25 protein-coding genes are annotated in these 25786 nt (G+C 40.1%); 11 read left to right on the top strand and 14 right to left on the bottom strand.

Going from position 1 to position 25786, the window contains the following annotated elements; genetic code table 11:
* Nucleotides 1-89 precede the first annotated feature (89 nt).
* From ftsZ to gshB, 7 genes are all read right to left on the bottom strand, one after another.
* Nucleotides 90-1265 carry a cell division protein FtsZ gene (gene ftsZ / locus K6I41_RS00745; protein WP_016139861.1) on the bottom strand — a complete coding sequence of 392 codons (1176 nt, stop codon included), beginning with the start codon at nt 1263-1265 and terminating at the stop codon, nt 90-92.
* A gap of 164 nt (nt 1266-1429) precedes the next feature.
* A complete protein-coding gene (gene ftsA / locus K6I41_RS00740) occupies nt 1430-2692 on the bottom strand; it encodes a cell division protein FtsA (protein ID WP_004790064.1) in 1263 nt (420 codons plus the stop codon).
* A gap of 60 nt (nt 2693-2752) precedes the next feature.
* Nucleotides 2753-3607: a cell division protein FtsQ/DivIB gene (locus K6I41_RS00735; RefSeq protein WP_005300619.1), complete on the bottom strand. Its 855-nt coding sequence runs from the start codon at nt 3605-3607 to the stop codon at nt 2753-2755.
* A gap of 2 nt (nt 3608-3609) precedes the next feature.
* Nucleotides 3610-4536 (bottom strand): D-alanine--D-alanine ligase, encoded by a 927-nt coding sequence (locus tag K6I41_RS00730; RefSeq protein ID WP_005300616.1) that lies wholly within the window; start codon nt 4534-4536, stop codon nt 3610-3612.
* A 36-nt stretch (nt 4537-4572) separates the two neighbouring features.
* Entirely contained in the window at nt 4573-6021 is a 1449-nt protein-coding gene (gene murC, locus K6I41_RS00725; protein ID WP_003654096.1) for a UDP-N-acetylmuramate--L-alanine ligase, read from the bottom strand.
* 11 nt (nt 6022-6032) lie between these two features.
* Nucleotides 6033-7130 (bottom strand): undecaprenyldiphospho-muramoylpentapeptide beta-N-acetylglucosaminyltransferase, encoded by a 1098-nt coding sequence (murG, locus tag K6I41_RS00720; RefSeq protein ID WP_005300613.1) that lies wholly within the window; start codon nt 7128-7130, stop codon nt 6033-6035.
* 237 nt (nt 7131-7367) lie between these two features.
* Nucleotides 7368-8312 (bottom strand): glutathione synthase, encoded by a 945-nt coding sequence (gene gshB, locus K6I41_RS00715; RefSeq protein WP_151767064.1) that lies wholly within the window; start codon nt 8310-8312, stop codon nt 7368-7370.
* Nucleotides 8313-8472: 160 nt separating this feature from the next.
* On the opposite strand from gshB, the gene K6I41_RS00710 reads away from it, so the two are divergent.
* Both K6I41_RS00710 and K6I41_RS00705 read left to right on the top strand, forming a co-directional pair.
* Complete coding sequence (locus K6I41_RS00710; RefSeq protein ID WP_002122004.1) at nt 8473-8685, top strand: DUF1737 domain-containing protein; 213 nt, start codon at nt 8473-8475, stop codon at nt 8683-8685.
* A gap of 229 nt (nt 8686-8914) precedes the next feature.
* Entirely contained in the window at nt 8915-11104 is a 2190-nt protein-coding gene (locus K6I41_RS00705) for a TonB-dependent receptor (protein ID WP_250375027.1), read from the top strand.
* Between the two features lie 51 nt (nt 11105-11155).
* Here the strand turns inward: K6I41_RS00705 and pyrE are convergent, their stop codons facing one another.
* On the bottom strand, nt 11156-11806 hold the full coding sequence (gene pyrE, locus K6I41_RS00700) for an orotate phosphoribosyltransferase (protein ID WP_049837532.1): 651 nt from the start codon (nt 11804-11806) through the stop codon (nt 11156-11158).
* Nucleotides 11807-11844: 38 nt separating this feature from the next.
* Between pyrE and K6I41_RS00695 the strand changes: the two genes are divergently transcribed.
* Both K6I41_RS00695 and K6I41_RS00690 read left to right on the top strand, forming a co-directional pair.
* Nucleotides 11845-12669, top strand: a complete 825-nt coding sequence (locus tag K6I41_RS00695) for an exodeoxyribonuclease III (protein ID WP_005300601.1) — start codon at nt 11845-11847, stop codon at nt 12667-12669.
* A gap of 452 nt (nt 12670-13121) precedes the next feature.
* Complete coding sequence (locus K6I41_RS00690) at nt 13122-13472, top strand: arsenate reductase (RefSeq protein WP_250375026.1); 351 nt, start codon at nt 13122-13124, stop codon at nt 13470-13472.
* Nucleotides 13473-13510: 38 nt separating this feature from the next.
* On the opposite strand, the gene K6I41_RS00685 is transcribed toward K6I41_RS00690, so the two are convergent.
* Nucleotides 13511-13948, bottom strand: a complete 438-nt coding sequence (locus K6I41_RS00685; RefSeq protein WP_002121971.1) for a DUF2147 domain-containing protein — start codon at nt 13946-13948, stop codon at nt 13511-13513.
* 152 nt (nt 13949-14100) lie between these two features.
* On the opposite strand from K6I41_RS00685, the gene K6I41_RS00680 reads away from it, so the two are divergent.
* Together K6I41_RS00680 and K6I41_RS00675 are read left to right on the top strand one after the other, a co-directional pair.
* Nucleotides 14101-15012, top strand: a complete 912-nt coding sequence (locus tag K6I41_RS00680) for an alpha/beta hydrolase (protein WP_151988755.1) — start codon at nt 14101-14103, stop codon at nt 15010-15012.
* A gap of 174 nt (nt 15013-15186) precedes the next feature.
* Nucleotides 15187-16380: a GGDEF domain-containing protein gene (locus K6I41_RS00675; RefSeq protein WP_250375025.1), complete on the top strand. Its 1194-nt coding sequence runs from the start codon at nt 15187-15189 to the stop codon at nt 16378-16380.
* On the opposite strand, the gene dsbD is transcribed toward K6I41_RS00675, so the two are convergent.
* From dsbD to K6I41_RS00655, 4 genes are all read right to left on the bottom strand, one after another.
* Nucleotides 16375-18201 (bottom strand): protein-disulfide reductase DsbD, encoded by a 1827-nt coding sequence (gene dsbD, locus K6I41_RS00670; RefSeq protein WP_250375024.1) that lies wholly within the window; start codon nt 18199-18201, stop codon nt 16375-16377. The two genes, K6I41_RS00675 and dsbD, sit on opposite strands and share 6 nt — an antisense overlap.
* A gap of 18 nt (nt 18202-18219) precedes the next feature.
* Entirely contained in the window at nt 18220-18987 is a 768-nt protein-coding gene (locus K6I41_RS00665) for a transporter (protein WP_023274357.1), read from the bottom strand.
* 12 nt (nt 18988-18999) lie between these two features.
* Nucleotides 19000-19545 carry an ankyrin repeat domain-containing protein gene (locus K6I41_RS00660; protein ID WP_250375023.1) on the bottom strand — a complete coding sequence of 182 codons (546 nt, stop codon included), beginning with the start codon at nt 19543-19545 and terminating at the stop codon, nt 19000-19002.
* 153 nt (nt 19546-19698) lie between these two features.
* Entirely contained in the window at nt 19699-20049 is a 351-nt protein-coding gene (locus tag K6I41_RS00655) for an HPF/RaiA family ribosome-associated protein (protein WP_001019316.1), read from the bottom strand.
* 252 nt (nt 20050-20301) lie between these two features.
* On the opposite strand from K6I41_RS00655, the gene puuE reads away from it, so the two are divergent.
* The 5 genes from puuE to K6I41_RS00630 all read left to right on the top strand — a co-directional run bounded on the left by puuE (nt 20302) and on the right by K6I41_RS00630 (nt 24430).
* On the top strand, nt 20302-21267 hold the full coding sequence (puuE, locus tag K6I41_RS00650; protein ID WP_250375022.1) for an allantoinase PuuE: 966 nt from the start codon (nt 20302-20304) through the stop codon (nt 21265-21267).
* Nucleotides 21268-21367: 100 nt separating this feature from the next.
* Nucleotides 21368-21871: a 2-oxo-4-hydroxy-4-carboxy-5-ureidoimidazoline decarboxylase gene (gene uraD, locus K6I41_RS00645; RefSeq protein WP_250375741.1), complete on the top strand. Its 504-nt coding sequence runs from the start codon at nt 21368-21370 to the stop codon at nt 21869-21871.
* The gene (gene uraH / locus K6I41_RS00640) at nt 21868-22191 is read left to right on the top strand and encodes a hydroxyisourate hydrolase (RefSeq protein ID WP_191900301.1); all 324 of its coding nucleotides are present in this window, start codon (nt 21868-21870) and stop codon (nt 22189-22191) included. Before uraD ends, uraH begins: the two co-directional genes overlap by 4 nt.
* 24 nt (nt 22192-22215) lie before the next feature.
* Nucleotides 22216-23583, top strand: coding sequence for a nucleobase:cation symporter-2 family protein (locus tag K6I41_RS00635; protein ID WP_250375021.1), 1368 nt, complete (start codon nt 22216-22218; stop codon nt 23581-23583).
* A gap of 121 nt (nt 23584-23704) precedes the next feature.
* Complete coding sequence (locus K6I41_RS00630) at nt 23705-24430, top strand: outer membrane protein OmpK (RefSeq protein WP_144732520.1); 726 nt, start codon at nt 23705-23707, stop codon at nt 24428-24430.
* Between the two features lie 52 nt (nt 24431-24482).
* On the opposite strand, the gene hpxO is transcribed toward K6I41_RS00630, so the two are convergent.
* Complete coding sequence (gene hpxO / locus K6I41_RS00625) at nt 24483-25640, bottom strand: FAD-dependent urate hydroxylase HpxO (protein WP_250375020.1); 1158 nt, start codon at nt 25638-25640, stop codon at nt 24483-24485.
* Nucleotides 25641-25786 lie beyond the last annotated feature (146 nt).

Below are 25786 nucleotides of genomic sequence, written 5' to 3'. Positions count from 1 at the left end.
AACCGCTATACGTTAGCATATTTAGTCATTGATCAAAAACAAAAAAAGGCAGTGTTTAAACACTGCCTTTTTTTAAATTTAATAATTTTTTACTTACGTTGCTGATTTTTCAAGTAATCTTGAATACTCATCGGAGAAGAACGCGGAGAAGAACTTGCGTTACTGCTCACTTCATTGTCTGCATTTTGACGCTTATTAATAGCAGGAACGTCATCTTCATCAACAGATTGAGCCGCTTGAGACGATGCATGACTTACTGTATTACGTTTTCTCGGCTCTGCATCTGCTGCATTACGAGTTAAACCAGTCGCAATCACTGTTACACGTAATTCATCACGCGCATCTGGATCAAATACTGTACCGTAGAAAATTTCACCTTCATCAAGGTCAACAATCTGGTTCACTACATCAGTAATGATTTCAGTTTCGCGTAGAGTAATATCATCACCGCCAGTAATGTTAATCAACACACCTTTAGCATTAATAATATTTACGTTATCAAGCAATGGACTACGAATAGCCTGTTCAGCTGCTTGACGTGCACGATCTTCACCACGACCTAAACCAGCACCCATCATTGCGTAACCACGAGTACTCATTGCAGTTTTCAAATCGGCGAAGTCAAGGTTAATGTGACCACGGTTTACAACAAGGTCAAAGATACTACGTACAGCGTTTAACAATACATCATCAGCTTTTTTATAAGCATCTTTCATTGAAATATCGCCATATACGCTAAGTAAGCGCTGATTAGGGATAATAATCAATGAATCAACATGTGCTTCAAGCGCTTCAATACCGCGTTCAGCAGATTTTAAACGGCGACGGCCTTCAAAGTTAAATGGAGTTGTTACAACACCAACAGTCAAAATACCCATTTCTTTGGCAACTTCAGCCACGACAGGAGCCGCGCCCGTACCCGTACCACCACCCATACCAGCGGTAACGAATACCATATCCGTACCTTCAAGATGGTGACGAATAATTTCACGGCTTTCTTCTGCTGCAACTTGCCCAACTTCAGGGTTAGCACCAGCACCTAAACCACGCGTACTTTGCTCGCCTAACTGAATTTTGAAAGGTGCATTCATACAGTCTAGTGCTTGTTTGTCTGTATTGGCACAAACGAATTTAACACCTTGAATATCAGACTGCACCATATGTTGAACGGCATTACCGCCACCACCACCTACACCAAATACAGTGAAACGGGCTTGACCGTTGCCATCGTTTAGTTCATCTTCTATAAATTCAAATGAGGCCATGACCTTTAGGGTTCCTAATACATTATGGCAGTCACTTCAGCCCGTATACTGCCTTGATTTTCAAAAATAACTAATTTTAAGAATGCTGTGCAATACAAACCTTGTCAAGTACAGTGGTTTTCTCTTACAACTTCCTAACAATTCTACCAATAAATCCATACATCCTAAAAAATGGCTTTTAGCTTGCTATTAAATGCATTCCAGCCATTTACCATTCGCTCCCATACCGAACGGTCATTTGCCTCTTCAGGCTCTTCAACAGCTTCTTGCAACTCACTTTGGCTAAACATGAGCAAACCAGCTGCTGTTGCATACATCGAACGACGTAATGCTGCCTGATGTTGATCATCAGCATAAACCTGTAACGGCGGATTACCCAAATGGGCAGATACCCCCAACATACGGCGAGCCAAACTCACCATACCTTCGATTTGACAAGCATCCCCTGTCAACACTACACCATGGTATAAACCATGAATTGCACCGCTGTTCTCGAGCTCATCACGAATCTGGCTAAAGATCTCTTCATAGCGGGCAATAATAATTTCTGACAACTCAATTCGACTAATAGTTTGAGGGCCATCAATTCCTTCCACCTGAATCATGTGATCTGGCTTAACAGCACTTAAATCAACACAACCATACAGAATTTTAATACGTTCAGCTTCTTCTGTCGTAGTTTGCAATACAGCAGCAATATCACGCGTAACGTGCTCACCACCGCGTTGCAATGTACGTGCCAGAGCCAAACGTCCATCTAGATAAACGGCAAGATTGGTAATACCTGCGCCAATGTCGACCAGACAAACACCATACTCTTTTTCATCTTTAAGCAAGCTTGCCTCAGCAGTTGCCAGACAAGATACCACCATTTTTTCAACCCCGATATTTGCACCTTTCATAGCGCGATCAAGGTTTTGCATAGTCGCAATCGGCATCATCATTAACTGATAATGTCCGGTCATACTATGGGCAGTCATATTAATTGGATTCTGCACCCATTCAGCAGAATCACCTAATTCAAAGCCTAACGGTACTGCACTTGCTAAATAGTAATCAGAAGTCACATGACTTGCTTTTGCCAATTCTAACGCGCGCACGACTTCATTTGTTGTAATAACATGTGCTGGATTAGCAACTGGTGTGCGGCCAGAGGCATAAAAACTTTGCAACTCGGTACTCGGAATCGATACCCATGCGCTATGAATGCGACATTCGGCCATATTTTCCGCTTCAGCGACAGCATTTTTAATCGCAGCGATAACTTTATCGAGGCTTACGATTTTTCCTTTATTCATGCCACGATTGCGAGCAGTTGCCATACCGATAACTTGAATGTTATCCGGCGCATGAATTTTTCCAATCAAAACTGAAACTTTATGCGTCCCAATGTCAATCGCAACAACTGAGGGAACAGCTTCATTCATCACTCATACCATTTCTTTGTTGTTTAATACCAGGCAAATTGCCTATTTTAAAGCCACGTATTATGGCTTTGCTTTTGTTCCACCTGCAATGCTTGTGTCATCAATCGTTACAACAAACTGACCATTCACAATTTTAGGTGGTGTTGCGTTCTTCCATTGAATAGATAATCCATTACGATATCGCAAATCAATGGCTGAGATTTTCGACCACACCGGTTTTAAGTCAGATTGTGCCAGATGGCTTAAACGTTGCAACTTATTCATTGTTTGATCTTGGTCAACAATAATTCGTAAACCTGAGTCAAACTGCATAAACCAAGTCATTCGCTCCGTCAGATATAACTCTTTTAGACGCAAATTGGCAGGGTGGAATAATTGATTGATTTCATTATAGCGTCGCATCATCATTTTCGACTGGCTTACCGGACCATGGAGTAACGGAAGCTCAGGATGAATAGTCGGCTCTGCCTCACTGAATACATCGCCTCCATCGCTTAACAAGCGACCTGTTCCCCAACGGGCGATGGCATGTCGAGGCATGACACGAACACGAATACCATTGGGCCAAGCACGAGAAACCACAACTCGGTCTACCCATGAAATTTCTAATGTTTTATCTCGAATCTGTTCTAAATCAGATGTGAAATAATTCGCTTTTATAATTGGAGCAACATGCTGCATCACTTGTTGGGTTTCAACTGAAGACGTCGATCCCACAACTTCTAGCTTTGCAACTGTTGCATCCGTAATAACTTTATATAGCCCATAAATTCCGACTGCCAGCACTACAAAAGCAATAACCAACAGCACCCATCCACCAGCATTTGCAAGCTTCTGCTTACGTGTAGGTGGTTTATCATGAATAGAGGTGATGGCCGCACGTTTACGGCGCATGGAAGCCGGAAGTTGTGCCATATTTAAGCCGTACCTTCCAATGTTTGCTCAAGAATGGCAACACACAATTCATCAAAACTATAGCCAACAGCTTTCGCAGCTTTTGGAACTAAAGAGTGGCTGGTCATACCTGGCACAGTGTTTACTTCTAAAAGCCAGAAATTACCCTGCTCATCCTGCATCGCATCAATACGACCCCAGCTTTCTGCACCAACTGCCTGAAAAGCGCGTAAGCACAATGCTTGTAGGTTCTTCTCTTCTGTCTCACTTAGACCGCAAGGAATACCATACTCTACATCATTACGTTGATATTTCGCTTCGTAGTCGTAGAAAGCAACATCTGCTGGTGGTTGTAAACGAATAACTGGTAAAGGCTGACCATTTAGGAATGAGATTGTGAACTCACGACCTGTGATCCACTTTTCTGCCATCACAACAGCATCGTGCTGAGTGGCTTTCTCAATTGCAGCTGCAAAATCTTCTGCTTTCTCAACCTTACTCATGCCGACACTTGAGCCTTCATGTACAGGTTTGATAATCACAGGTAAGCCTAACTCAGCAATCACCGCATCTAAATCTGTTTCTTTAGTAATAATGCGATATGGCGCTGTAGGTAAATCACTACCTTGCCAGATTTGCTTGGTTTTGACTTTATCCATGCCAATCGCAGAACCTTGCACACCAGTTCCTGTATAAGGCAGATTTAACCATTCAAGTACGCCTTGAATCTGGCCATCTTCACCACCACGACCATGCAATACAATAAATGCACGATCATAATTTACAAGTTCAGTCACACTGCGGTCTTGCGGATCAAATGCTTCAGCCTGAACACCTGAACGCAATAAAGCATCCAGAACTGCCTGACCACTATCTAAAGACACAGCACGCTCAGCCGATTTCCCACCAAATAGCACGGCAACTTTGCCGAATTTTGTAGCATTTGACACGTTTAAATCCTTAACCCGATAATTCAATATTTTTGTTTATTTCACATACAAATGGTGTTGTGCAAGTTCTACAGAAATTGCTCCCACGTTACCCGCACCTTGCGTTAATAACAAGTCATTTGGTTGTAACACATTTTGCATGATGTTTTGCAAATTACCTTCAACCGGATCAACCAAAATCGGTTCCACCTGTCCACGTAAACGAATACTACGCGCTAGAGTACGGCTGTCTGCACCTACAATAGGCTTTTCACCGGCAGGATAAACTTCCAATAATAATAATTGATCGACCTGAGAAAGCACTTCAATAAAGTCGTCAAAACAATCGCGGGTACGAGAGTAACGGTGTGGCTGGAATAACATCACCAAACGACGATCTGGATGGCTCTGACGAGCAGCTTTAATAGTTGCTTCTACTTCTTTCGGATGGTGTCCATAGTCATCAACTAACTTAACGTTACCATCGGCAAGTTCGAATTCGCCTTGTACTTGGAAGCGACGACCAACACCACTAAATCCTGCTAAAGCACGGCTAATTGCGTCATCAGAAACACCTTCATCAGTCGCAACACCAATCGCAGCCAAAGCATTCAAAATATTATGCATGCCTGGTTGATTAATTGTTAAACGTAGCGGCTCACGACCTTTACGTAACACGGTGAAGTGTGAACGCATGCCATCTTGTTCAACATCAATTGCGCGAATGTCGTTGTCTTCGTTAAAACCATAGGTAATGACTGGACGGCCTACACGCGGCATAATTTCACGAATGTTGGCGTCATCACCACAAACTACAGCCAAACCATAAAATGGTAAGTTATGAAGGAATTGTACGAACGTATCTTTTAATTTATCAAAGCTACCTTCATAGGTATCCATATGGTCAGCATCGATATTCGTTACAATCGCTGCCATTGGTTGCAAATAAAGGAAAGATGCATCTGATTCATCAGCTTCAGCTACGATGAAACGGCTTTCACCTAATGCAGCATTTACGCCTGTACTGTTAAGTAAACCACCAATCACATAAGTTGGATCAAGGTTTTCTTCAGCCAACATAGTCGTTAAAAGACTTGTCGTCGTCGTTTTACCATGTGTTCCAGCTACAGCAATACCATGACGGTAACGCATAAGCTCCCCTAGCATCTCTGCACGGCGTACGATTGGAGTACGTTGCTCAATCGCTGCTTTAATTTCCGGATTTTCTGGATCAATCGCTGTTGAAACTACAAGCACATTGGCATTTTTAATATTTTCCGCTTGATGGCCGATATAAACCTTGATGCCATTTTGCTCTAATTGTTCTGTAGTTTTAGATGCTTTAATGTCTGAACCGGAAATTTTATAACCTTGGTTACCCAATACCTCTGCAATGCCACACATCCCAGCACCGCCGATCCCCACAAAATGAATGTGTTTGATACGGCGCATTTCAGGCACTTTAATCAGTTTTTTTGCTTGGTTCGCAGCTGTTGATGGAGACATAGTAAATCCGATTACATTTTTTGGATAAGATCAACCACATGCTGAGTCGCATTTGGTTGGGCATGTTGACGTGCTTTCACTGCCATTTCTGTAAGTAACTGGCGGTTCATCAGCGAAGTGAACAATTCATTTAGAACATCTGGTGTCATAGTCGATTGCTGACAAATTTTTGCAGCACCGAAATCCGCCAGAAATTTGGCATTTGCAGTTTGATGGTCATCAACTGCTATAGGAAGTGGCACAAAAACTGCGGCCACACCTGCTGTGGCAACTTCTGTTACCGTGAGTGCTCCAGCTCGGCAAATAATTAAATCTGCCTCACTATAAGCCTTTGCCATATCTTCAATAAACGGCAAAACGTGTACGGTTAAATTGGCTGGTGCATCTGCATAGAGTGCTTGAGTTGCCTCAACTTGTTGCTGACCGCACTGGTGAAAAATATTAAGTGGAACTTGTAATTGTTTTAATGCTGGAGGTAAGCGTTCGTTGAGTGCTTTGGCTCCTAAAGAACCACCAACAATTAGAATATTTAGAGGCTGCCCTGCTTGCGCACGCTCATCATAACGCCACTTTGGGCTTAAAATATCTGTGATTTCATGACGTACAGGATTTCCTGTTGTAACAACTTTTCCACCAGCAGGAAAGGTATTTGGAAATGCTTCACACACGACTTTAGCAACACGAGACAACTGCGCATTGGTAAAACCAGCAACCGCATTTTGTTCGTGAATAAGTACAGGAATACCTAACAAACGTGCTGCCAAACCACCCGGTCCCGCAACATAACCGCCAAAGCCTGCAACTGCATCAACTTTAAGCTGTTTCATATAACGCATTGCGCTTAAAGTAGCTTTTAAAATTTTAAAAGGTGCAGCAATTTTACGGACTAATCCGTTGCCACGAACACCTTGAATATCAATTTGATATATTGGAATATTTTGATCTTTTAATAATCGGTTTTCCATACCTGTTGGCGTGGCTAACCATGAAACCTGACAACCTTGTTGTTGAAGTTTTTTGGCTACGGCGAGGGCTGGAAAAACATGTCCACCTGTACCGGCAGCCATCATCATGACATGTTTAGGTTTACTTTGCTGTGAATCGGTCACGGTCTAATTCTTCAACTCAAAAAACAATGGAAATTGTCATCTATTTTTGTAGCCGTTTATTTTAATCCTAAAGCTTCATTAACGAAAAGCTAATTTCACTCGTTTATAACAGAAAGATGGGCTTTTTTGAAAATATGCCTACAAAGCTGTGGTGTATTTAGTATTGTTATTTTATTAATTCATATATTTTCAGGTGATTTCCCATAAATACCGCGGAAAACCACCTGCAATAACTAATTAAGCTGAACGTCCAGCTTCTAATACATCAAATAGATCATCTGCAATTGATGTACCAAATTGAGCATCAATTTCACGAATACACGTCGGGCTAGTGACATTAATTTCAGTGACATAATTACCAATCACATCTAAGCCCACAAAAATCAAACCTTTTTCGCGCAAGAAAGGGCCAATTTTAGCAGCAATCAGCTTATCGTTTTCAGTAAGCGGACGCGCTTGCCCTAAACCGCCTGCCGCCAAGTTACCGCGCACTTCACCATTTTGTGGAATACGAGCTAGACAGTAAGGAATAGGTTCGCCATTCACCATTAAAATACGCTTATCCCCTTCTACAATTTCAGGAATATAACGCTGAGCCATAATTGGACGATTGCCTAGCTCTGTAAGCATTTCTAAGGTAGAACCAATATTTACACCGTCTTGGTATAAACGGAAAATCCCCATACCACCCATACCGTCAAGTGGCTTAACAATCACATCACCATGTTCTTTAATAAATTCACGAATTAAACTTTGTTGCGATGTCACAAGTGTAGGCACTTGTAGCTCTGGAAATTGCGTTGCAAAAAGTTTTTCGTTGCAATCACGCAATGATTGAGGCTTATTAATAATCCATGAACCTTCACGCTCAGCTTGCTCAAGCACGTAAGTCGTGTAGACAAAATTCATGTCAAATGGCGGATCTTTACGCATGAGTACTACATCATAAGCCGCGATAGATTCTTTTTTCTTTTCGCCAAGCTCATAGTAATGATTGTAATCTTCAAAAACTTTTAACGGTGAAATTAGACCGTAAGCCTTACCTTGATCGATATATAAATCTTGCTGTAATGCATAACCTAATTCATGTCCACGACGGCTCGCCGCCCACAACATTGCCATGGTTGAATCCTTTTTAAGGTTTACGGTTTCAATCGGATCCATGACGACAAGTACACGCATGCTCAAGCTCTTCTTAAAATTTAAATTAACATGAGTATAGCTGAGATTTTTCACTGGTTTTTCTTAATTTCAGTAAAACATTATCTGTTATTTCTTGATCTGGAATTTAAGTAAATTCAGTTAAACTATGAGCATAAAACATTATATTTAAAGGCTAAACATGAAACTTTATCGCTATTTAACTGGCCCTGATGACTCTGCTTTTTGTGCAAGAGTGACTAAAGCACTGAATCATGGTTGGGAATTATATGAAGCGCCAACCATGACCTTTAATGGCACGCATGTCATTGTTGGACAAGCAATTTGCAAAACAATTGACGAGAATTATGATCCAGAAATGGATATTTTAGATGTTCTGAAAAATAACGCTTAATCCCAAGGAGGAGTTTTTATTGATAAAAGCCCCTCTCCAAAACCAAATTAACAAGAAAAACTAAAGAGTTAATACACATAGTTTGCTTAATTTACTCATTACATTCCTAAAAAATAGTTATTAAAAAATAAATATGTCATTTTTTGAGGCAATAGTTCTTTTATTCTAAACAATTAAATGATTATAATTATCATTTATACTTTTATTTTTGTTAATTGATTTTATTTTTATGTTAAGAATTTCTATATCATCTCCCCAAATTAAGCGTCTTTTCCCGCTGAGCTTACTCAGTTTAATGATCTTGAATATTCAAGGTGCCTACGCAGAGGAAGCGACTGATTCAGCCGCAAAAGTTGCAGCCACCATGCCTACAATAAAAATTGAGGCCATGAGTGAACTCGACCCAATTAAAAGTTATATCGACTATGACAAAGCCAATATCACACGTAACGGTTTAGACAAAAAAGATATTCCTCAAACCATTGATACGATTGATGTTCAAAAATATAAAATTTATGGATCGAATGATTTAAGCGTTATGTTACAAGGCACCCCAGGCGTATCAACCAGTTACGATATGCGTGGTGATGGCATCACAATTCGTGGTTTTGGTGCCGATACAGGTGATATTTACCGTGATGGCATACGTGAAAGCGGACAAGTACGTCGTAGTACTGCCAATATCGAACGTATTGAAATTTTAAAAGGCCCTGCTTCTGTTTTATATGGTCGTAGCGCTGGTGGTGGGGTTGTGAATATGGTGAGTAAGTTCGCCAATTTTGACTCTAAAAGTTCAGTTGGTGCGTACGCAGGTTCTTATGACAACTACGGAACAACGGCTGACATTAACCAAGTCATTAATGACAATTTAGCAGTGCGTTTAACTGGAGAATATGGCGAGTCAGGAAGCTTCCGCTCTGGCATTGAAAATAAAATTGAAATGTTTTCACCAAGTTTCACTTATAAAAATGATGATGGAACACTCACTTGGACCACACAATATACCTATGACAAATTAGGTCGTGTGCCTGATCGTGGTCCAGCATATGAAAACTTGCCTGCGGGAACCTCAATTAAAATGGGATTTGCCCAAGACGGCGATTATGTTGATGATATTTTGCAAGTGGTTCGCACCGATGTGAATTATCAATATGCGCCTGATTGGAACTTTCACTGGGCAGCAAGTTACCGACAAGCAGAACAAAACTTTGATCACTTTTACTTTGGAACTTATTGTGGGTTAGATGGAAACGACCTAAAAGGTAAAGAATGCAACACTAAAAAAGGCTATATCAATCAAATTTACTACTGGCAACAAACCAGCAATAAGACCACCACCAATACATTTGATATTAAGGGCAAGTTCAAAACAGGTCAGCTTGAACACCAAATCATGATGGGTACAGACTGGACATATGAACAACGAGAGCCACGCTTAGCAAATGAAGCTCAGAACGGTTCTATTTACGGCTACGTTAATCCATTTACAGGCGAACGTGAATATAGCCGTGACAATGGCCCATTAAAGATGAGACAGCATAACTATAATGAAGGCACAACTTACGGCATATTTATTCAAGATTTAATTGGTCTAAATGACCAACTTAAACTGATGATGGGCGTCCGCTACGATTACTTCGATTTTTCAACCACCAACAAACTTACTAATGAACACCGTAATGTAAAAGATGGCAGCTTTAGCCCAAACGTTGGTTTGGTATGGCAACCGCTTCCTGAACATAGTTTTTACACATCTTACTCTAAAAGTTTTGCACCATTTGGCGGACAAATGGGTGTTAACCAAGTCACTGGAAGCACCGATATCACAAAAATGGATAAAGAACCTCAATATAACGAACAATACGAAGTTGGGGTAAAAAGCGAATGGTTAGATAGTCGTTTAAATACTCAATTTTCTGTCTTTGATATTCGTAAGAATAATATTCGCTATAAACCAAATCCTAATGAACAACCAGATGTATGGGCAACTGCAGGACAGCATCAATCTCGTGGTCTTGAATTTAGTTTTATTGGTCGCGTACTTGATAATGTCTTTGTTCGCGGTGGTTATGGCTACACAGATGCAAAAGTAAAAGAAGACAAACAAAAGCCTGAACAAGAAGGCAACTATTTAGCCAACACATCTAAAAACACTGGTAATTTATTTGTTCGTTATTTACCAACCGAGCAGTGGTATACCGAGGTGGGCGTGACCTATGTCGGCTCTTATTATCCAAATATTAATAATCAAGTAAAAATGGAAGGCTTTAACCGTGTCGACGCGGCAATTGGCTATAGTGCAGACCCATGGAATGTCACACTTGCGGTGAATAATCTAACCAATAAAGAGTACTGGCGTTCAGACAGCATGCCAGGCACACCACGTAATGTGTTATTACGTTTGAATTATCAGTTCTAAGTAAATATTAAAAAGGCATACCCCTATTTTAGGTGTATGCCTTTTTCTTTTTTAGATACCGTATTTCTCGCGATAAGCTTGCATATTTGCTAGCGCTTCTGTTTCGCCTTTCGCTTCTAAATAATCCATTAAATCTTTCATGGTAATCAGTGCGTGTACAGGAATTTCTAATTCTTTTTGAACTTCTTGAATTGCAGAAAGCTCACCTTGACCACGTTCTTGACGATCTAATGCCACCAAAACGCCCGCTATAGTTGCACCAGCATTTTTCAAGATCGTTACAACTTCACGAATCGCTGTACCTGCGGTAATTACGTCGTCAATAATCCAGACTTTTTTACCTTCAACCGCAGCACCAACTAGAACACCGCCTTCACCATGATCTTTCGCTTCTTTACGGTTAAAGCCCCATGGCACACTTTTGTTATGGACTTGCGACAAAGCAACAGCAGTCGCTGCTACAAAAGGAATACCTTTGTAAGCTGGTCCAAAAATCACATCAACATTTTGGCATTGTGTTAATTTATCAGCATAGCCTTGCGCTAAAAGAGATAAAGCTTCACCATCGTTGAGTAGGCCTGCATTAAAAAAATAAGGACTCACGCGTCCAGATTTTAAAGTAAACTCACCAAATTTAAGCACACCGCGTGATAATGCGAGTTCGATAAATGCTTGCGGGTGAAATGACACAGGCGTTGTCATGAGGTGCTCCAAATTCACAATTGAGGTTAAATTTTCGCATGATACCAAAGGATCAGTATCCAAGTGATGTAAAAATTCTTCGAGTCGTTTCCATTAACGTAAATGGCTTACGTTCTTCAGTAACGAAAGGCTTACTTGAATGGTTAGAACAATCAGATGCCGATGTCGTATGCATGCAGGAAAGCCGCATTACCCATGAACAATGGACTGAAAAATTTAGACCCGAAGGATGGCATACCCATCTCTTTCCAGCAGAGCGTGCAGGTTATGCGGGGACTGCGATCTATAGCCGCCTACCCTTCGTCTCTGTTAAAGATGGCTTAGGGTTTGAACTAGCTGACAGTCAAGGCCGCTTTATTTCTGCGGAATTCGATTTAGGTTTGTCACATCCGGTACATATTGCATCATTATACTTACCTTCAGGCTCAAGTGGTGAAGAAGCGCAAGCACGTAAAGATTTATTTTTAGGTGAATACGCAAAAATCTTGAAACAATGGCGTGATGAAAACAAGTCAGTCATCATTTGTGGTGACTACAATATTGTTCATAAACGAATTGATATCAAAAACTGGTCAGGTAACCAGAAATCATCTGGTTGTTTACCACATGAGCGTGCTTGGCTTGACCATATTTACGATGAACTTGGCTATGTCGATACTTTCCGTGTAGTTCGCGCCGAAGCAGAACTTTATTCATGGTGGTCAAATCGCGGTCAAGCTCGTGCAAAAAATGTAGGATGGCGTATTGACTATCAAGCGTGTTCACCAGACTGGAAAACACGTGTAGCAAACGCATGGGTCTTTAAAGATCAATGGTTTAGCGACCACGCACCCGTTATTATTGACTATAAAATTCAAGAGTAAGTGAACACTTGTTCACTTGCATTGTCGTTTTCGCTTACAGCATATGTCGTTTTTGAGTATTTTTCTTACACAGCTTTAACGGCATTATAGCTGCACGGCACAGGGAAGCAGTCAGGATGACGCAAAAGGATAGGACGCCGTAGGAAGATAAAATAAACTTATGATAAGTTTATTTGCAAGGATGTGACATTGGACGTTGAAATGAGACCCGCATGATCAGGATGATTAAATGCGGGTTTTCTCTTTTCTATCTCTTATTTTTTGCGCTAAGTTCTTTTAGTTTTAATTTCTTCTTTAAGGTCATTATCGCTTTGTCTTATGACAATAACATGACATTTCTCTTTCGATTAATCATTAATTTTCATTTGTTTTAAAAGTATCGGTATAAAGTAGTGCTTAAAAGCTTTTTGGGTTAGGCTGTGTGCTCTCTCTTTTTGACATGGTCCGATAAAATGTTAAAAATTTATGGAATTAAAAACTGTAATTCAATGAAAAAAGCATTTGATGCTTTGCAAGCCAAAGCGCTTAACTATGATTTTCACGATTATAAAAAACAAGGCATTGATGCAGATACTCTAAAGATCTGGTTAAAAGAAATTGGGCAAGATACAGTTCTCAACAAAAAAGGAACGACTTGGCGCAAGCTTTCAGAAGAAGAACAAAATCGTGCTTTAAGCAGTGAAGATAACCTTATTGAAGCACTCATTGCTCAACCAAGTTTAATTAAAAGACCTGTTTTACAAACCTCACAAGGTTTCATTATAGGTTTTGATGAATCTACCTATCAAAACATCCAAGCATAAAAAAACGAGCCATATGGCTCGTTTTTTTATTAAAACTTTTAGTTAGCGCGAATCCATGTTTGGTTACGACCAAGTGCAGAAACGCCAATATAACCACGTAGTTTAAGCTTTTTACCGCCATCGGTTAACTCACCTTTCAGTTTGTAAGTTTTACCAGATTTAGGGTCTAAAATCGTACCGTTTTCATAACTGTTACCACCTACATTTTTTAAATTATGTACAATGGTGACACCTTTAAGTGGTTTGTTTTTATACGGACCTTCACATTTTGTACAAGCATTTTCTTCGCCCGGTGTCAAAATGTTTTGAATGGTTGCAGTTAAGGTTCCGTCCTTCTGTTCCGTAAATTTCACTACGGCTTTTGGCTTGTTGGTCTGATCATCAATCGTTTTCCATACCGTTCCATTGAGTGAATCAGCCGCATTGGCAAATGCAGCCATACCAATGAGTCCTAAAGCTAAAGCAATCTTTTTCATTTTTGTAATATCCTTGGGTCTTTCAAGATTTTTAGTATTCAGAAGTCGCAAAGATATTGCAATTTTTGAATGTGACTGTTTCGTGTAACCTTGTAATCTTGCAAAATAAAATTTACAAGAAAACAAGAAACTAGCATAAAAATGGATGCTCTATGAATATATCAAATGTTTGGAAATATTATTTTACAGAAACTTTTCTTAAAACAACAATTCGCAAGCCAAGTCAGTTAAATTTGCCGGCTACCGCCTTACGTCCCGTTCTAGATCAGATCTGTCGTGCTTTCCCAAGGCAAAAAAATGTTTCTGTACGCCCAATTCGGTTAGCAGGCATTAAAGGTGAAGAAATCAAACCACAAGATTCTGCCACTCAACTGATTTTTCATATTCACGGCGGCGCTTTTTTTCTTGGCAGTGTCAAAACACACCATGCTTTCATGACGGATTTAGCTGCCCGTACTCAAATGCAGATTATTCATGTGGACTATCCACTTGCACCAGAGCATCCTTATCCTGAGGCAACTGAAGCCCTATATGACATCTATCAATCTTTAGTAGTACAAGGTGTTCAGCCTAAAGATATTATTTTGTCAGGTGATTCATGTGGAGCAAATTTAGCGCTAGCACTTTGCTTACGTTTAAAAGAACAACCTGAGCTCATGCCAAGTGGCCTGATTTTGCTATCTCCATTTTTAGATTTAACCCTAACCAGCGAGTCGCTCAGATTTAATAAAAAACATGATGCCTTACTCTCTATTGAAGCGCTGCAAACAGGAACTCAGTACTATATAGGCAATCATATTGCAGCTGATGACCCACGTGTTTCGCCTATTTTCGATGACTTGCATGGTCTACCGCCCACTTTGGTTCAAGTGGGGTCTAAAGAAATCTTATTAGACGATGCCAAACGTTTTAGAGAGAAAGCTGAAGATGCTGGCGTTAAAGTTCAATTCAAACTTTATACAGGCATGTGGCATAACTTCCAGATGTTTAATGCATGGTTTGATGAGGCTAAACAAGCATTGGCAGATATTGCTGAATTTGCTCACGAACTTGATAAAACTTAATTTATCTATAAATGGTGTGAATAGGCCTCAAAACTTTTCACATCATTTACTTTATAAAAAGTCATCATGTATAAATTGAAAATCATGTTATGTTTAAAACATAAATTATTTAAACAATCCAATTTTAGGATGGTCCAACAAAGAGGCATCTATATTTAGGAGGCCTTACTTATTATGAAAAGTCGTTTCATCACTCAGCCAATACATAGAATAAAACAGGTGATAATCGATTTCATCTACAATAATCACATCATCAACTGGACACCACTACAAAAAAGCGCACTGATGCTTACACTTGCCTGTGCAATGAATTTCAGTTGGATTTTATGGAAAGGCTATATTCTAATTACTCCGAGTGTCTGGCAATGGACACATTTACCTTTAGTTGAGTCGCAAATCTGGCTCAATTTATTAACCTTATTTTTATTGGCTCTTTTGATTATCCCCTGCTATCGTTACAAAAATGATGAATGGGCTCAACGAATTATTCCTTTAGTGAGCGTGCAATTTTTTACGCTCATGCTATGCCACGATGGATATTTAATTGGCAGCATTAGCCCCGCCACTATGGTCGGTTATGTCGGCACGATTGGGGTAGGTCTGGTGTTATTTGACCGAAAAATTGTTTATAGCGCCCTTATACCTGCAACAATTATTTTAATCGTATGTACTTATTTGAGTATGAAAGGTGTTGTGCCTTACGCCCCCTTATTTAATCTGATTGCCATGCAACGTGCTCAAACCAATCCTTTTTGGTTAGGAAGCATGGCTTTTTTTATTATGCCCATTTTATTGGCATGTTTTATTTTATTTGAAATATTACTCACCCAATGGCGTCAGCGCGAAACTTATATTCAACGCTTAAGCCAAATCGACCCATTAACTAATGTATTAAATAGACGTAGTTTAAATACGCATTTAGAGTCGCTACACCAACAGCAATTTGATTATGCTGTGGTACTTCTTGATATCGATCATTTTAAAAAAATTAATGACATATATGGCCATCACCAAGGTGATCAGGTCTTAATTGAAATCGCTCAATGTCTTTCTGAGAACTTGCGTAGCGAGGATATTATTGGTCGATTTGGTGGAGAGGAATTTATTTTATTACTCCCCCACACCGATATTATTCAAGCAGAAAAAATTGCTGAGCGTTGTCGCTGTGCTTTACAAGAATTACCTGTTTGTAGTGCTCAAAATAGTCCTATTCATATTAGTGCAAGTTTTGGAATAAGCAGTTCAGCTTTTGCACAGGACCCTTATCTTGTTATTCGACAGGCTGACCAAGCTCTCTATGCGGTAAAAGCTTCAGGCCGTAATCAGGTACGTACATTTCATCAGACCGAAACTATTGATACCTTATGATTCTTTGAGCTTTGCCAAACTCGCAAGTTGTTGCAAAAGTTCTTGCTGACTAAAAGCACCCGTTAAGCGTAGAGCACGAATCTCTTTTTGCTCTGGGCTTAAAAATAGATAGGTCGGTGGTCCCAAAATATTCCATTGCTTGAGTAGCGCTTCATGTGACTGGTCATAATGACTCAAATCAAGCTTAATTAAATAGTAAGGTGCAAGAGCAGACTGAACCTCAGGTGCTTTTAAAATACGGTGCTCAATTGGTTGGCAAGCAACACACCAATCGGCATATACATCAACCACAATAGCTCGATCAGTAGGCGCTGCTGCTAAAATCTTTTGGAAGTCTGCCGCGCTAGTCACAACATGCCACTCGGCCATGTGCTCGGAACTTTGCAAATTTCGATTTTGAATATGTTGATATTGGTTATAGACTACAAAAGGGGTAACGACTAACAATAAGATCGCGTAGAGCCATTGTAGCTGTCCTTTTTTCCAGAAAAACTGATAAACAGCATATGCTATAAAAGCGAGGCCTAGTACTAGACTAAGTACTTGCATGCTCCAATCTGGCAATAAAGGACGAATAAAGTAGAGACTTAACCCCAACATCAGAAAAGCAAAAATCACTTTAATCTGATGCATCCAGTCACCCGCTTTAGGTAAAAATTTTGCCCCTAAAATACTTGCCAGCAGTAGCGGAATTCCCATTCCAAAACCTAGGCAAAATAAAAGCAAAGCACCTTGCCATTGGTTTTGTGTTTGAGAAATAAATAATAAAGTTCCAGCGAGAGGTGCAGTCATACAAGGACCGACCAAGAGTGCAGAAACCACACCCATGACTCCCGCACCGACTAAAGTGCCGCCTTGTTGCATTGACTGAATACGGTCAAGTCTGTTTAACCATGTTTGTGGTAAACGAATTTCAAATAAGCCAAATAAGTTCAGAGCGAATACAATAAACAACAAACTAAAAGCAATTAAAGTCGCAGGCTGTTGTAACCAGCGTTGAAAATTTAAGCCTGCTGAAGAAGCAATTAAACCTAAACCTGCATAGACCAATGCCATGCTGCAAACAAAAGTAAGTGCAATGGTCCAAGCTTTTAGACCTTTATGTTCTCGAATAATTAGCGAAGTTAAAATAGGCAACATCGGTAAAGAACATGGCGTAAATGCGAGCAACATGCCTAAACCGAGAAATAATAAAATTCCATACCAAAGCGAGTGCTCAATTAACTTAGCTGACCAGATCTGATCTTGTGCAATTTGTGGCGTAGATGGATCTATTACAGGCTCTATACTCTGCTCTTTTTCTAAAAGTTTTGAATCTGAGGAAGCTTCCGGTTGAGTATTTGCCAAATCTAGCAATCGTTTTGGCGCTGTTCCTGCTTGGTTTTGCACACCGACCAAGCCATCTGCATCAGTTTGAAACTCAATGGTTTGTGGCGGATAACAAATACGATCTTTGGCACAGCCCTGCCAAGTCACACTATAGTGCTCTGAAGGCTTTGTTTTAATTTTGAAATTAACTTGATGGTAGTAAACCTGACTTTGCCCATAATTTTCATCATATTGAGCAATCGCTTTAGGTAATTTTAAAGCTAAAGGTTGAGTACCTTGTTGTACGGTAAATTTATGCTGATATAGATAGTAATTTGGCTGAATCTGCCAAGATAAACTCGCAGTATGCGGCTCAGAAGATTCAACCGAAAATGAAAAAGCTTGTTCGGGCGAGAGCAGCTTGTCTTGTGCGGAAACCAACTGGCTAAACACACAAACAGCAACGGCTAGAAAATAAAGAATTCCCTGATGAATAAGCTTTTTCATTAACATAAATTTAAATTGCTTCGATTAGAACAAGAACGCCACGCCTAAGCCACCGTTGTAGCTCTTATCTTGACCTTCTAAATCGACCCCGATACTTGCGTCAAGCTGAGTACGATTATTTACAGCGTAAACTAAACCTGTACCTAAACCGTATTCATAGTCTTGGCTTTCAGCTTTACGGTAAATGAATTCAGAATATCCAGAAAGTTTACCAGCTATCTTATAGTTGATTGCTGGAATTGCAGTCACAGCCCAATTACTGTTTTGCACTTCGTAACGCATAGTAATTGAGGTATCAATCAAGTCATCATATTTATAAGCCACTGCTGAGCTTAGGCTATAAATATCATCATGCGCAGTAAATTCATCATTACCAGTTGCAATGACAGCCTGAGCTAACACAGCCATTGATAAGTTTTCATCATCTAGATCAATTGCTTTTTTCAAACCGATGCTTACATCACCAAAGCCTGAATTGTCAGTTTTTTTGCCAGCACGTTTGGTTTGAGTCCATGCTGGACCTTGCCAACCTAATTGTAATTCTAAGCCATCAGCCAAACCTGTACGGAATAGCATATCTTCACTTACAGTTACGGTCTTTTCTTTAACGCCATCGACAGTCGACTCTGTATAAGTCGCGCTAGGTAAACCTTGTTCCCAAGCTAACTTACCCACTGGTGTAATACCTGTTCCGAAGCCTGCTCCAGGACGGTCAAAGGAAAACTCTGCTGCGAAAGTACTTCCAGCAGCAACAGTTGTAAGGGCAAAAGTTAAGATTTGTACTATTTTCATTTTAATGTCCAATCAAGTAGTTAATTCTTTTGTCATTTTAGCCCCATGACGGCGCAATAACTCTAATGTTTCACGCTCTTCTTCAAGTGATTCTGACCAATCTATTTCATCAAAATCGCAATCAAAGAACAACTGACTGATTGAAGATAAAACGGTGAGTCCTTCTTCATCACGTGAGTTTGGATCAACTTTTTCATCGAGTAAACGTTGAACAGCTGGAGCACATGCCGAGCTTGCTGCATCCCATAACGGGCCATAAAACTCTTCTGCATCCCAAAGGTGTACATTGGCTTTAGCTTGAATTAGGGCTTCAAGAATATCGAGATAAACTTGTAACGATTGTCGCTTCTCTTCTTTTGATAATGGTGTACCAGCTTCATAAGCTTCCGATACATTTTCCCACCATTTAAAAATTCCGTCACAGATAATTGATACAGGTGGCCCTTGCTCTGGATCAATAAAGTTCGGATCAAGTCCGTCAGCAAGTAATTTCTGCACTTGCGCGAGTTCTAATTCTTCTATGGCTTTAATTAAAGCTTGCTGCTGGGTGGTTAACATGACCATCTCTCAAAAATATATTAGGGCTATTATGCCTAATCTCTTCTCCAGATTTTAGAGGTTGATTGCATCGCATTGCAAACCTAATGTTGTGAATAGTTTTATTTTCATCAAATATAAAAAAAGCCCCGAAGGGCTTTTTAGCATTTTCAATTAAACTTCATCATCAATGAATTCTGGTTGCCCACCTCTCGGGTGTTCTTTTTTCTCAAAAGTATGTTCGAGGCTACGTTTTAATTTTTCAATCGCGCCATGAATTGAAGCGTCAATATTTCCTGCTTTATGGTGCACTGCAACTGGTTTCAAACCTGAAGGACGCGCTTCAATCATACAGTGGATATCTTTGTCACCACCTTTGTCCCCATTTTCATCACTAAAATGAACCGAAAAATGCGTAATACGTTCGCTATGACGTTGGAATTCTTGAGTAAGTTCTGCACGTACATAAGTAATTAAACGTTCGCTGTTATGGATGTTTTTATCTGTGCGGATTTCAATATTCATAAATACCATCCTCTCTTTCTTACTGTGGATCTTTTCTATGCAAAACTTTTTTATGTTGGCATGTTTTAAGCATGCATGAACTGACTTCAATTGTACATTTTGATGGTGTAATGGTTTGTTATCTCCTGACTTAAACGTACTGGTTTTAATTTATTTTGAAGATCTTCATATCTTCAATATCAGTCCATCTATAAAAATATGCAAGCTGATTTTTTAAATTTTTATGAAAAATTGAACAAAAGGAGAGCAATCGTGACCAAATCTTATCTATCTGGAGCCGAGCTCATTGAGCAAATTCAAAAGTCTCCTTATTCACGTGATTTGATCGGTTATCACGGACAGCCTCCACAGGTTAAATGGCCTAACAATGCCAAGATTGCAGTGCAATTTGTTCTTAATTATGAAGAAGGTGGCGAAAAACACATTGAGCACGGCGATGAAGGCTCAGAACAGTTTTTATCGGAGATTATTGGCGCTGCAAGTTACCCAGCGAAACATATGTCGATGGACTCGATGTACGAATATGGTTCACGTGCTGGTTTTTGGCGCATTCATAATGAATTCCAAAAGCGCAAACTTCCAATGACCATTTTTGGGGTTGCAATGGCACTCGTACGCAATCCTTCTATTGTAGAGGCGATTAAGCAAGCTGATTATGATGTGGTTTCTCATGGTTACCGTTGGCTTCACTATCAAGATACTGATATTGAGTTAGAAAAACAGCATATAGAACAAGCTCTATCTGTTTTAGAAAACTTGTTTGGAAATAAAGTGATAGGTTGGTACACTGGACGTGATAGCCCTAATACACGTCAATTACTTGCAGAATTCCCGCAAATTCAATACGACTCTGATTATTATGGCGATGATCTGCCTTTTTGGACGACTCTCACCAATGCTGCGGGTGCATCACGCCCTCATCTGATTATTCCGTATACTTTGGAATGTAACGATATGAAATTCTGCTCACCGGGTGGATTTAATAGTTCAGAACAATTTTTTCAATATTTAAAAGATAGTTTTGATGTGCTGTATGCAGAGGGGGAAAATGCACCAAAAATGATGTCGATTGGAATGCACTGCCGTATTTTAGGGCGTCCAGGACGTTTTAAAGCACTACAAAAGTTTCTCGACTATATTCAAATGCACGATCGAGTCTGGATATGTAGTCGTCAAGACATTGCTGAACATTGGTATAAAAATCACATAACTAAATAATTGATTTTTTAATTTTCCAAATTCATAAGCGAATCATGAACGCCTCTTGGCACTGTTATTGCTAAAACTCTATATCACGACAACGAGTTTAGGAATAACAGTGTTTTTAGCCGAGTTTAATCAAGCCCCACCCGAACAACTCAAGACTTTGTTAAAAAACTGTGTCCACATTCCAGCATGGGCCGAGAAAATCATCTCAGGACGTCCCTATTCATCAAAAGTATCTCTTTTAGAGCATGCAGAAAATTTAAGTCAAATGTGGTCATGGCAAGACATTGAAACTGCTTTAGCAACCCACCCAAAAATTGGTGAACGACAAGCAAAAAAACAACTCAATGCAAAAGAGCAACATTTTTCAAATCAGGAACAAGCTGGCATTTCTTTAGATGAACAAACGCAACAAGCGCTGCTACAAGGCAACCTCGATTATGAACAAAAGTTTGGCTTTATTTTTTTAATTAAAGCAGCGGGCCTCAGTAGCGATGAGATTTTAAAAAAGCTACACGAACGTTTACAACATGACTTAGCTATCGAAAAAGTAATTGTACATGAGCAACTCTCAGCGATTGCTCTATTACGTCTATCTCAGGAAATACAAGCATGATCAGCACTCATATTTTAGATACGAATTTAGGCAAACCAGCTGCACACGTAGAAGTGAAGTTGTTTCATGCAGAAACCCACGAGCTGATTGCAACCGCAACCACTAATCCAGACGGTCGAGTGGCTGATTTCGGAATAACAGACTTTGCAAAAGGTGCTTATCAACTTGAATTTGAAATTGCACCTTATTTTTCATCTCAGCAAATAAAAACTTTTTTCCCACGTGTTTGTATTCAATTTTTTGTAGAAGACATCAATCAGCATTATCACATTCCATTACTGATCAGCCCGTTTGCTTACTCCACTTATCGCGGTAGTTAATTCAAATATAAATAGGAGAAAAATATGAATCATCAGCAAAAAAATGCGATTTCTCCAGAGCATGAATATTTAGGAATTTCCAAAAGTTTTGCTTACGGCTTACAGCATGTGCTGACCATGTATGGTGGTATTGTAGCCCCGCCACTCATTATTGGAACAGCAGCTGGCTTAAGCTCAGCACAAGTCGGAATACTCATTGCAGCTGCCCTGTTTGTCGGGGGATTGGCAACACTGATTCAGACAATTGGAACGAAATATCTAGGTGCAAAATTACCTTTAGTTCAGGGTGTATCTTTTGCGGGCGTGGCTACCATGGTAGCCATTATCACCACTGGTGGCGGCTTACCTGCTGTGTATGGTGCGGTGATTGTCGCATCTCTGATTGGACTATGTCTTGCGCCTTACTTTTCAAAAATTATTCGGTTTTTCCCACCCGTTGTGACTGGATGCGTCATCACGATTATTGGGCTATCGCTGTTACCCGTTGCGATTCGCTGGATAATGGGTGGCAACAACAAAGCACCTGACTGGGGTAGCGTAGAAAATATCTCTTTAGCCTTACTGACCTTAGGTATTGTGATTGTTCTAAATATGCTGCCGCAAGCAAGCATTCGCCGCCTATCAATTTTGTTGGCTATTGTTGCTGGTACCACCCTCGCCTACTTTATGGGTTTTGGTGATTTTAGTCAGGTCAGTTCAGGCGCATGGCTCCAATTCCCACACTTATTTGCATTTGGTTTGCCGACTTTCGAGCTTAGTGCAATCTTATCGATGTTGATCGTTACCTTAGTGATTATGACGGAAACCACAGCCGATATTATTGCTGTCGGAGACATTGTAGGAACTGAAGTCGATTCGAAACGGATCGCCAATGGTGTACGTGCTGATATGTTCTCGAGTGCTTTTGCGCCTATTTTTGGTTCGTTCATGCAAAGCGCTTTTGCCCAAAATGTTGGGTTAGTTGCCATTACAGGCATCAAAAGCCGATTTGTAGTCGCAGCAGGTGGTGTCATTCTCATTATTTTGGGCCTACTCCCCATTATGGGTCGTTTGATTGCCGCGATTCCAATGCCCGTACTTGGTGGTGCAGGTTTGGTCTTGTTTGGGTCGGTTGCAGCGAGTGGAATTCGCACTTTGGCAAAAATAGATTATAACGATCAGAAAAATTTGATTATTGTCGCGACTGCTTTATCAGCAGGGATGATCCCAATTATTAACCATGAGTTTTATGCTCATTTTCCAGTTTGGGTACAAACTTTGTTCCATTCGGGCATTAGTTCAACATGTATCTTTGCTATCTTGTTGAATTTATTATTTAATCATTTACCCTCATTTCGCGGCTCGCGTACCCCACATTTAAGCCAAACAATAAACACAAGAAATACTCATTAAAGATTTAGTTTTTAGCGCCCCACTTCGGTGGGCTTTTTTTTAACCGTTGATCAAATTTGGCTTCATTTTTGCTTAAGACCCTGTATCCTTAGCGTGCTTTATTTGGGGGGAGATCATTTAAATGCAATTAAAGCAACTTGCGGCGACTTGTGCCTTGTTATCTGCAACTGCCATGGTTCAGGCAAAACCAATCTGGCAAGATTTTAGTGTGACGGGACTTTATGGTGAAAACTATGAAGTTGTAGATGACAAAGAAACCACGATTACTTTGGAATATGCTGCGAAAGTTAAATACGCTGATGTATTTTTCTTCATGGACCGTATGCGCGGTGAAGATGACCACAAGAGTACTTACTTTGAGTTATCACCACGTTTAAGCTTAGGCGAAGTGTCTGGTAAAAAACTGGCGTATGGTCCAATTAAAGATGTGTTAATTAGTACCACTTGGGAAAGTAACAGTGAAAACGGCAATAACTTCGACAACTTCCTTTATGGTTTTGCAGTTGACTTAGATATCCCATATTTCCAATATGCGAATTTAAACTTCTACCGCGCGAATAATGAGAAAACTGACGACGATTATCAAATGACATTCGTTTACGGTGTTCCATTAAAATTAGGATCTGAAGATTTCTTGGTAGATGGTTTCCTTGACTGGTCAACTGCTGAAGGCGACCATGCCAGCGAGTTGAACTGGACAACACAATGGAAATGGAATGTAGGTAAACACATTTCTCCTGACACACGCCTATACCTCGGTATTGAGCATTCTGTGTGGAATAACAAATTCGGTATTAAAGGTGCAGACGAAAATAACGTTAGTGCTTTGGTTAAATACCACTTCTAAAATTGTGATTTAGAAGATTAAGCAGCAAGGATAATTCCTTGCTGTTTTTGTTTTAATCGAGTGGATTACCCACAATATTGCTAATAATCCCCTGCATAATATGTCCGCCTTGTTCACGGCGTAATTCTGCATACCACGCTTGTGTAACGCTTTCATCTTTCATATGAGTCACGTCACAGCGTTTACGCGCACGAAGTACCAACTCATTTGCACGTTCATTGCGCTTGTTTTGATAGCGACGTAAAGCATCTTCGACACCTAAAGTGTTAATTTGCAGAGAACGCGCTAAATAAATCGCATCTTCCATTGCTTGGCAACCGCCTTGACCAATATCAGGTGTCGTGCTGTGTGCAGCATCACCTAAAATCACTACACGACCTTTATAAAACTGAGTAAACGGTTCAATGTCATGGATTTCTACCCGATTGGTCTTTTGCGGGTCTAAGCGCTCAATGAGTTGCTGTACTGGCAAACACCAATCCGCAAAATATTGTTTTAAAAGTTTTTTATAGTCATCTCGATTATTGTCTAAACCTGCTGGCAAAGGCACATCTAAAAAGAAATAGAACTTGCCATCTGCAACTGGCATTAAAGAAGCTCGCTTGCCTTCCCCCACATAAGTCGTCCATTGCTGAGCTGGAGCTAAATCTTCAGATATTTCAACCAAGCCATTCCAGTTCACATAACCCGCATAACGGCGCTGTACTTGTTGGCCCAACACATAGGTCCGTGTATGTGAGTGGGTACCGTCAGCCCCAATTAATAGATCAGCCTGCGTTGAGCTGCCATCTGCAAAATGCACCTCGACATAATCAGCTTTATTTTCAAGGCTGACCATTTTTTTGCCTAAATGAATCTGATCTCTGCCAAACTCATCCATCAGCATATTTTGTAAATCGGCACGTGCAACTGGATAAGGTCTTTGGCCTACTTCTTCAATTAATGGTAGTAAACTGAATTGTGTCATCACATCTCCAGTTAAACCATCCACATAGGCTAAATCATCCATTTGTCCACCAAGTTTGGCGATTTTGTCAGTTAATCCCAGATAGTTTAGACATTTCACACCATTCGACCACAGCGAAATTGCAGCACCAACTGGAAGAATCTTTTCAGTTTGCTCAAAAATACGAACTTGGTGACCAAATTTTTTTAATGCAATGCCTGTGGTTAGACCTCCCATTCCCGCACCAATAATCACCACATTCATAACACGCTCCTATAGATATTCACCTATAGAGTGCTTATGCTAAAAACATGCCATCCTTCAAAATTTATTTAGCTTTTCCACAAAACTGGCATGCACCATGCTTATATATTTAGGTGTAAAACTCGTCTCAGCACGCTCCGTGTTGG

Origin of the sequence: Acinetobacter sp. AS23 (assembly GCF_023612055.1) — a bacterium.
GTDB lineage: Bacteria > Pseudomonadota > Gammaproteobacteria > Pseudomonadales > Moraxellaceae > Acinetobacter > Acinetobacter oleivorans.
Note: the sequence above shows the minus strand (reverse complement) of the source record. Positions and strands in the feature narration are given on the sequence as shown.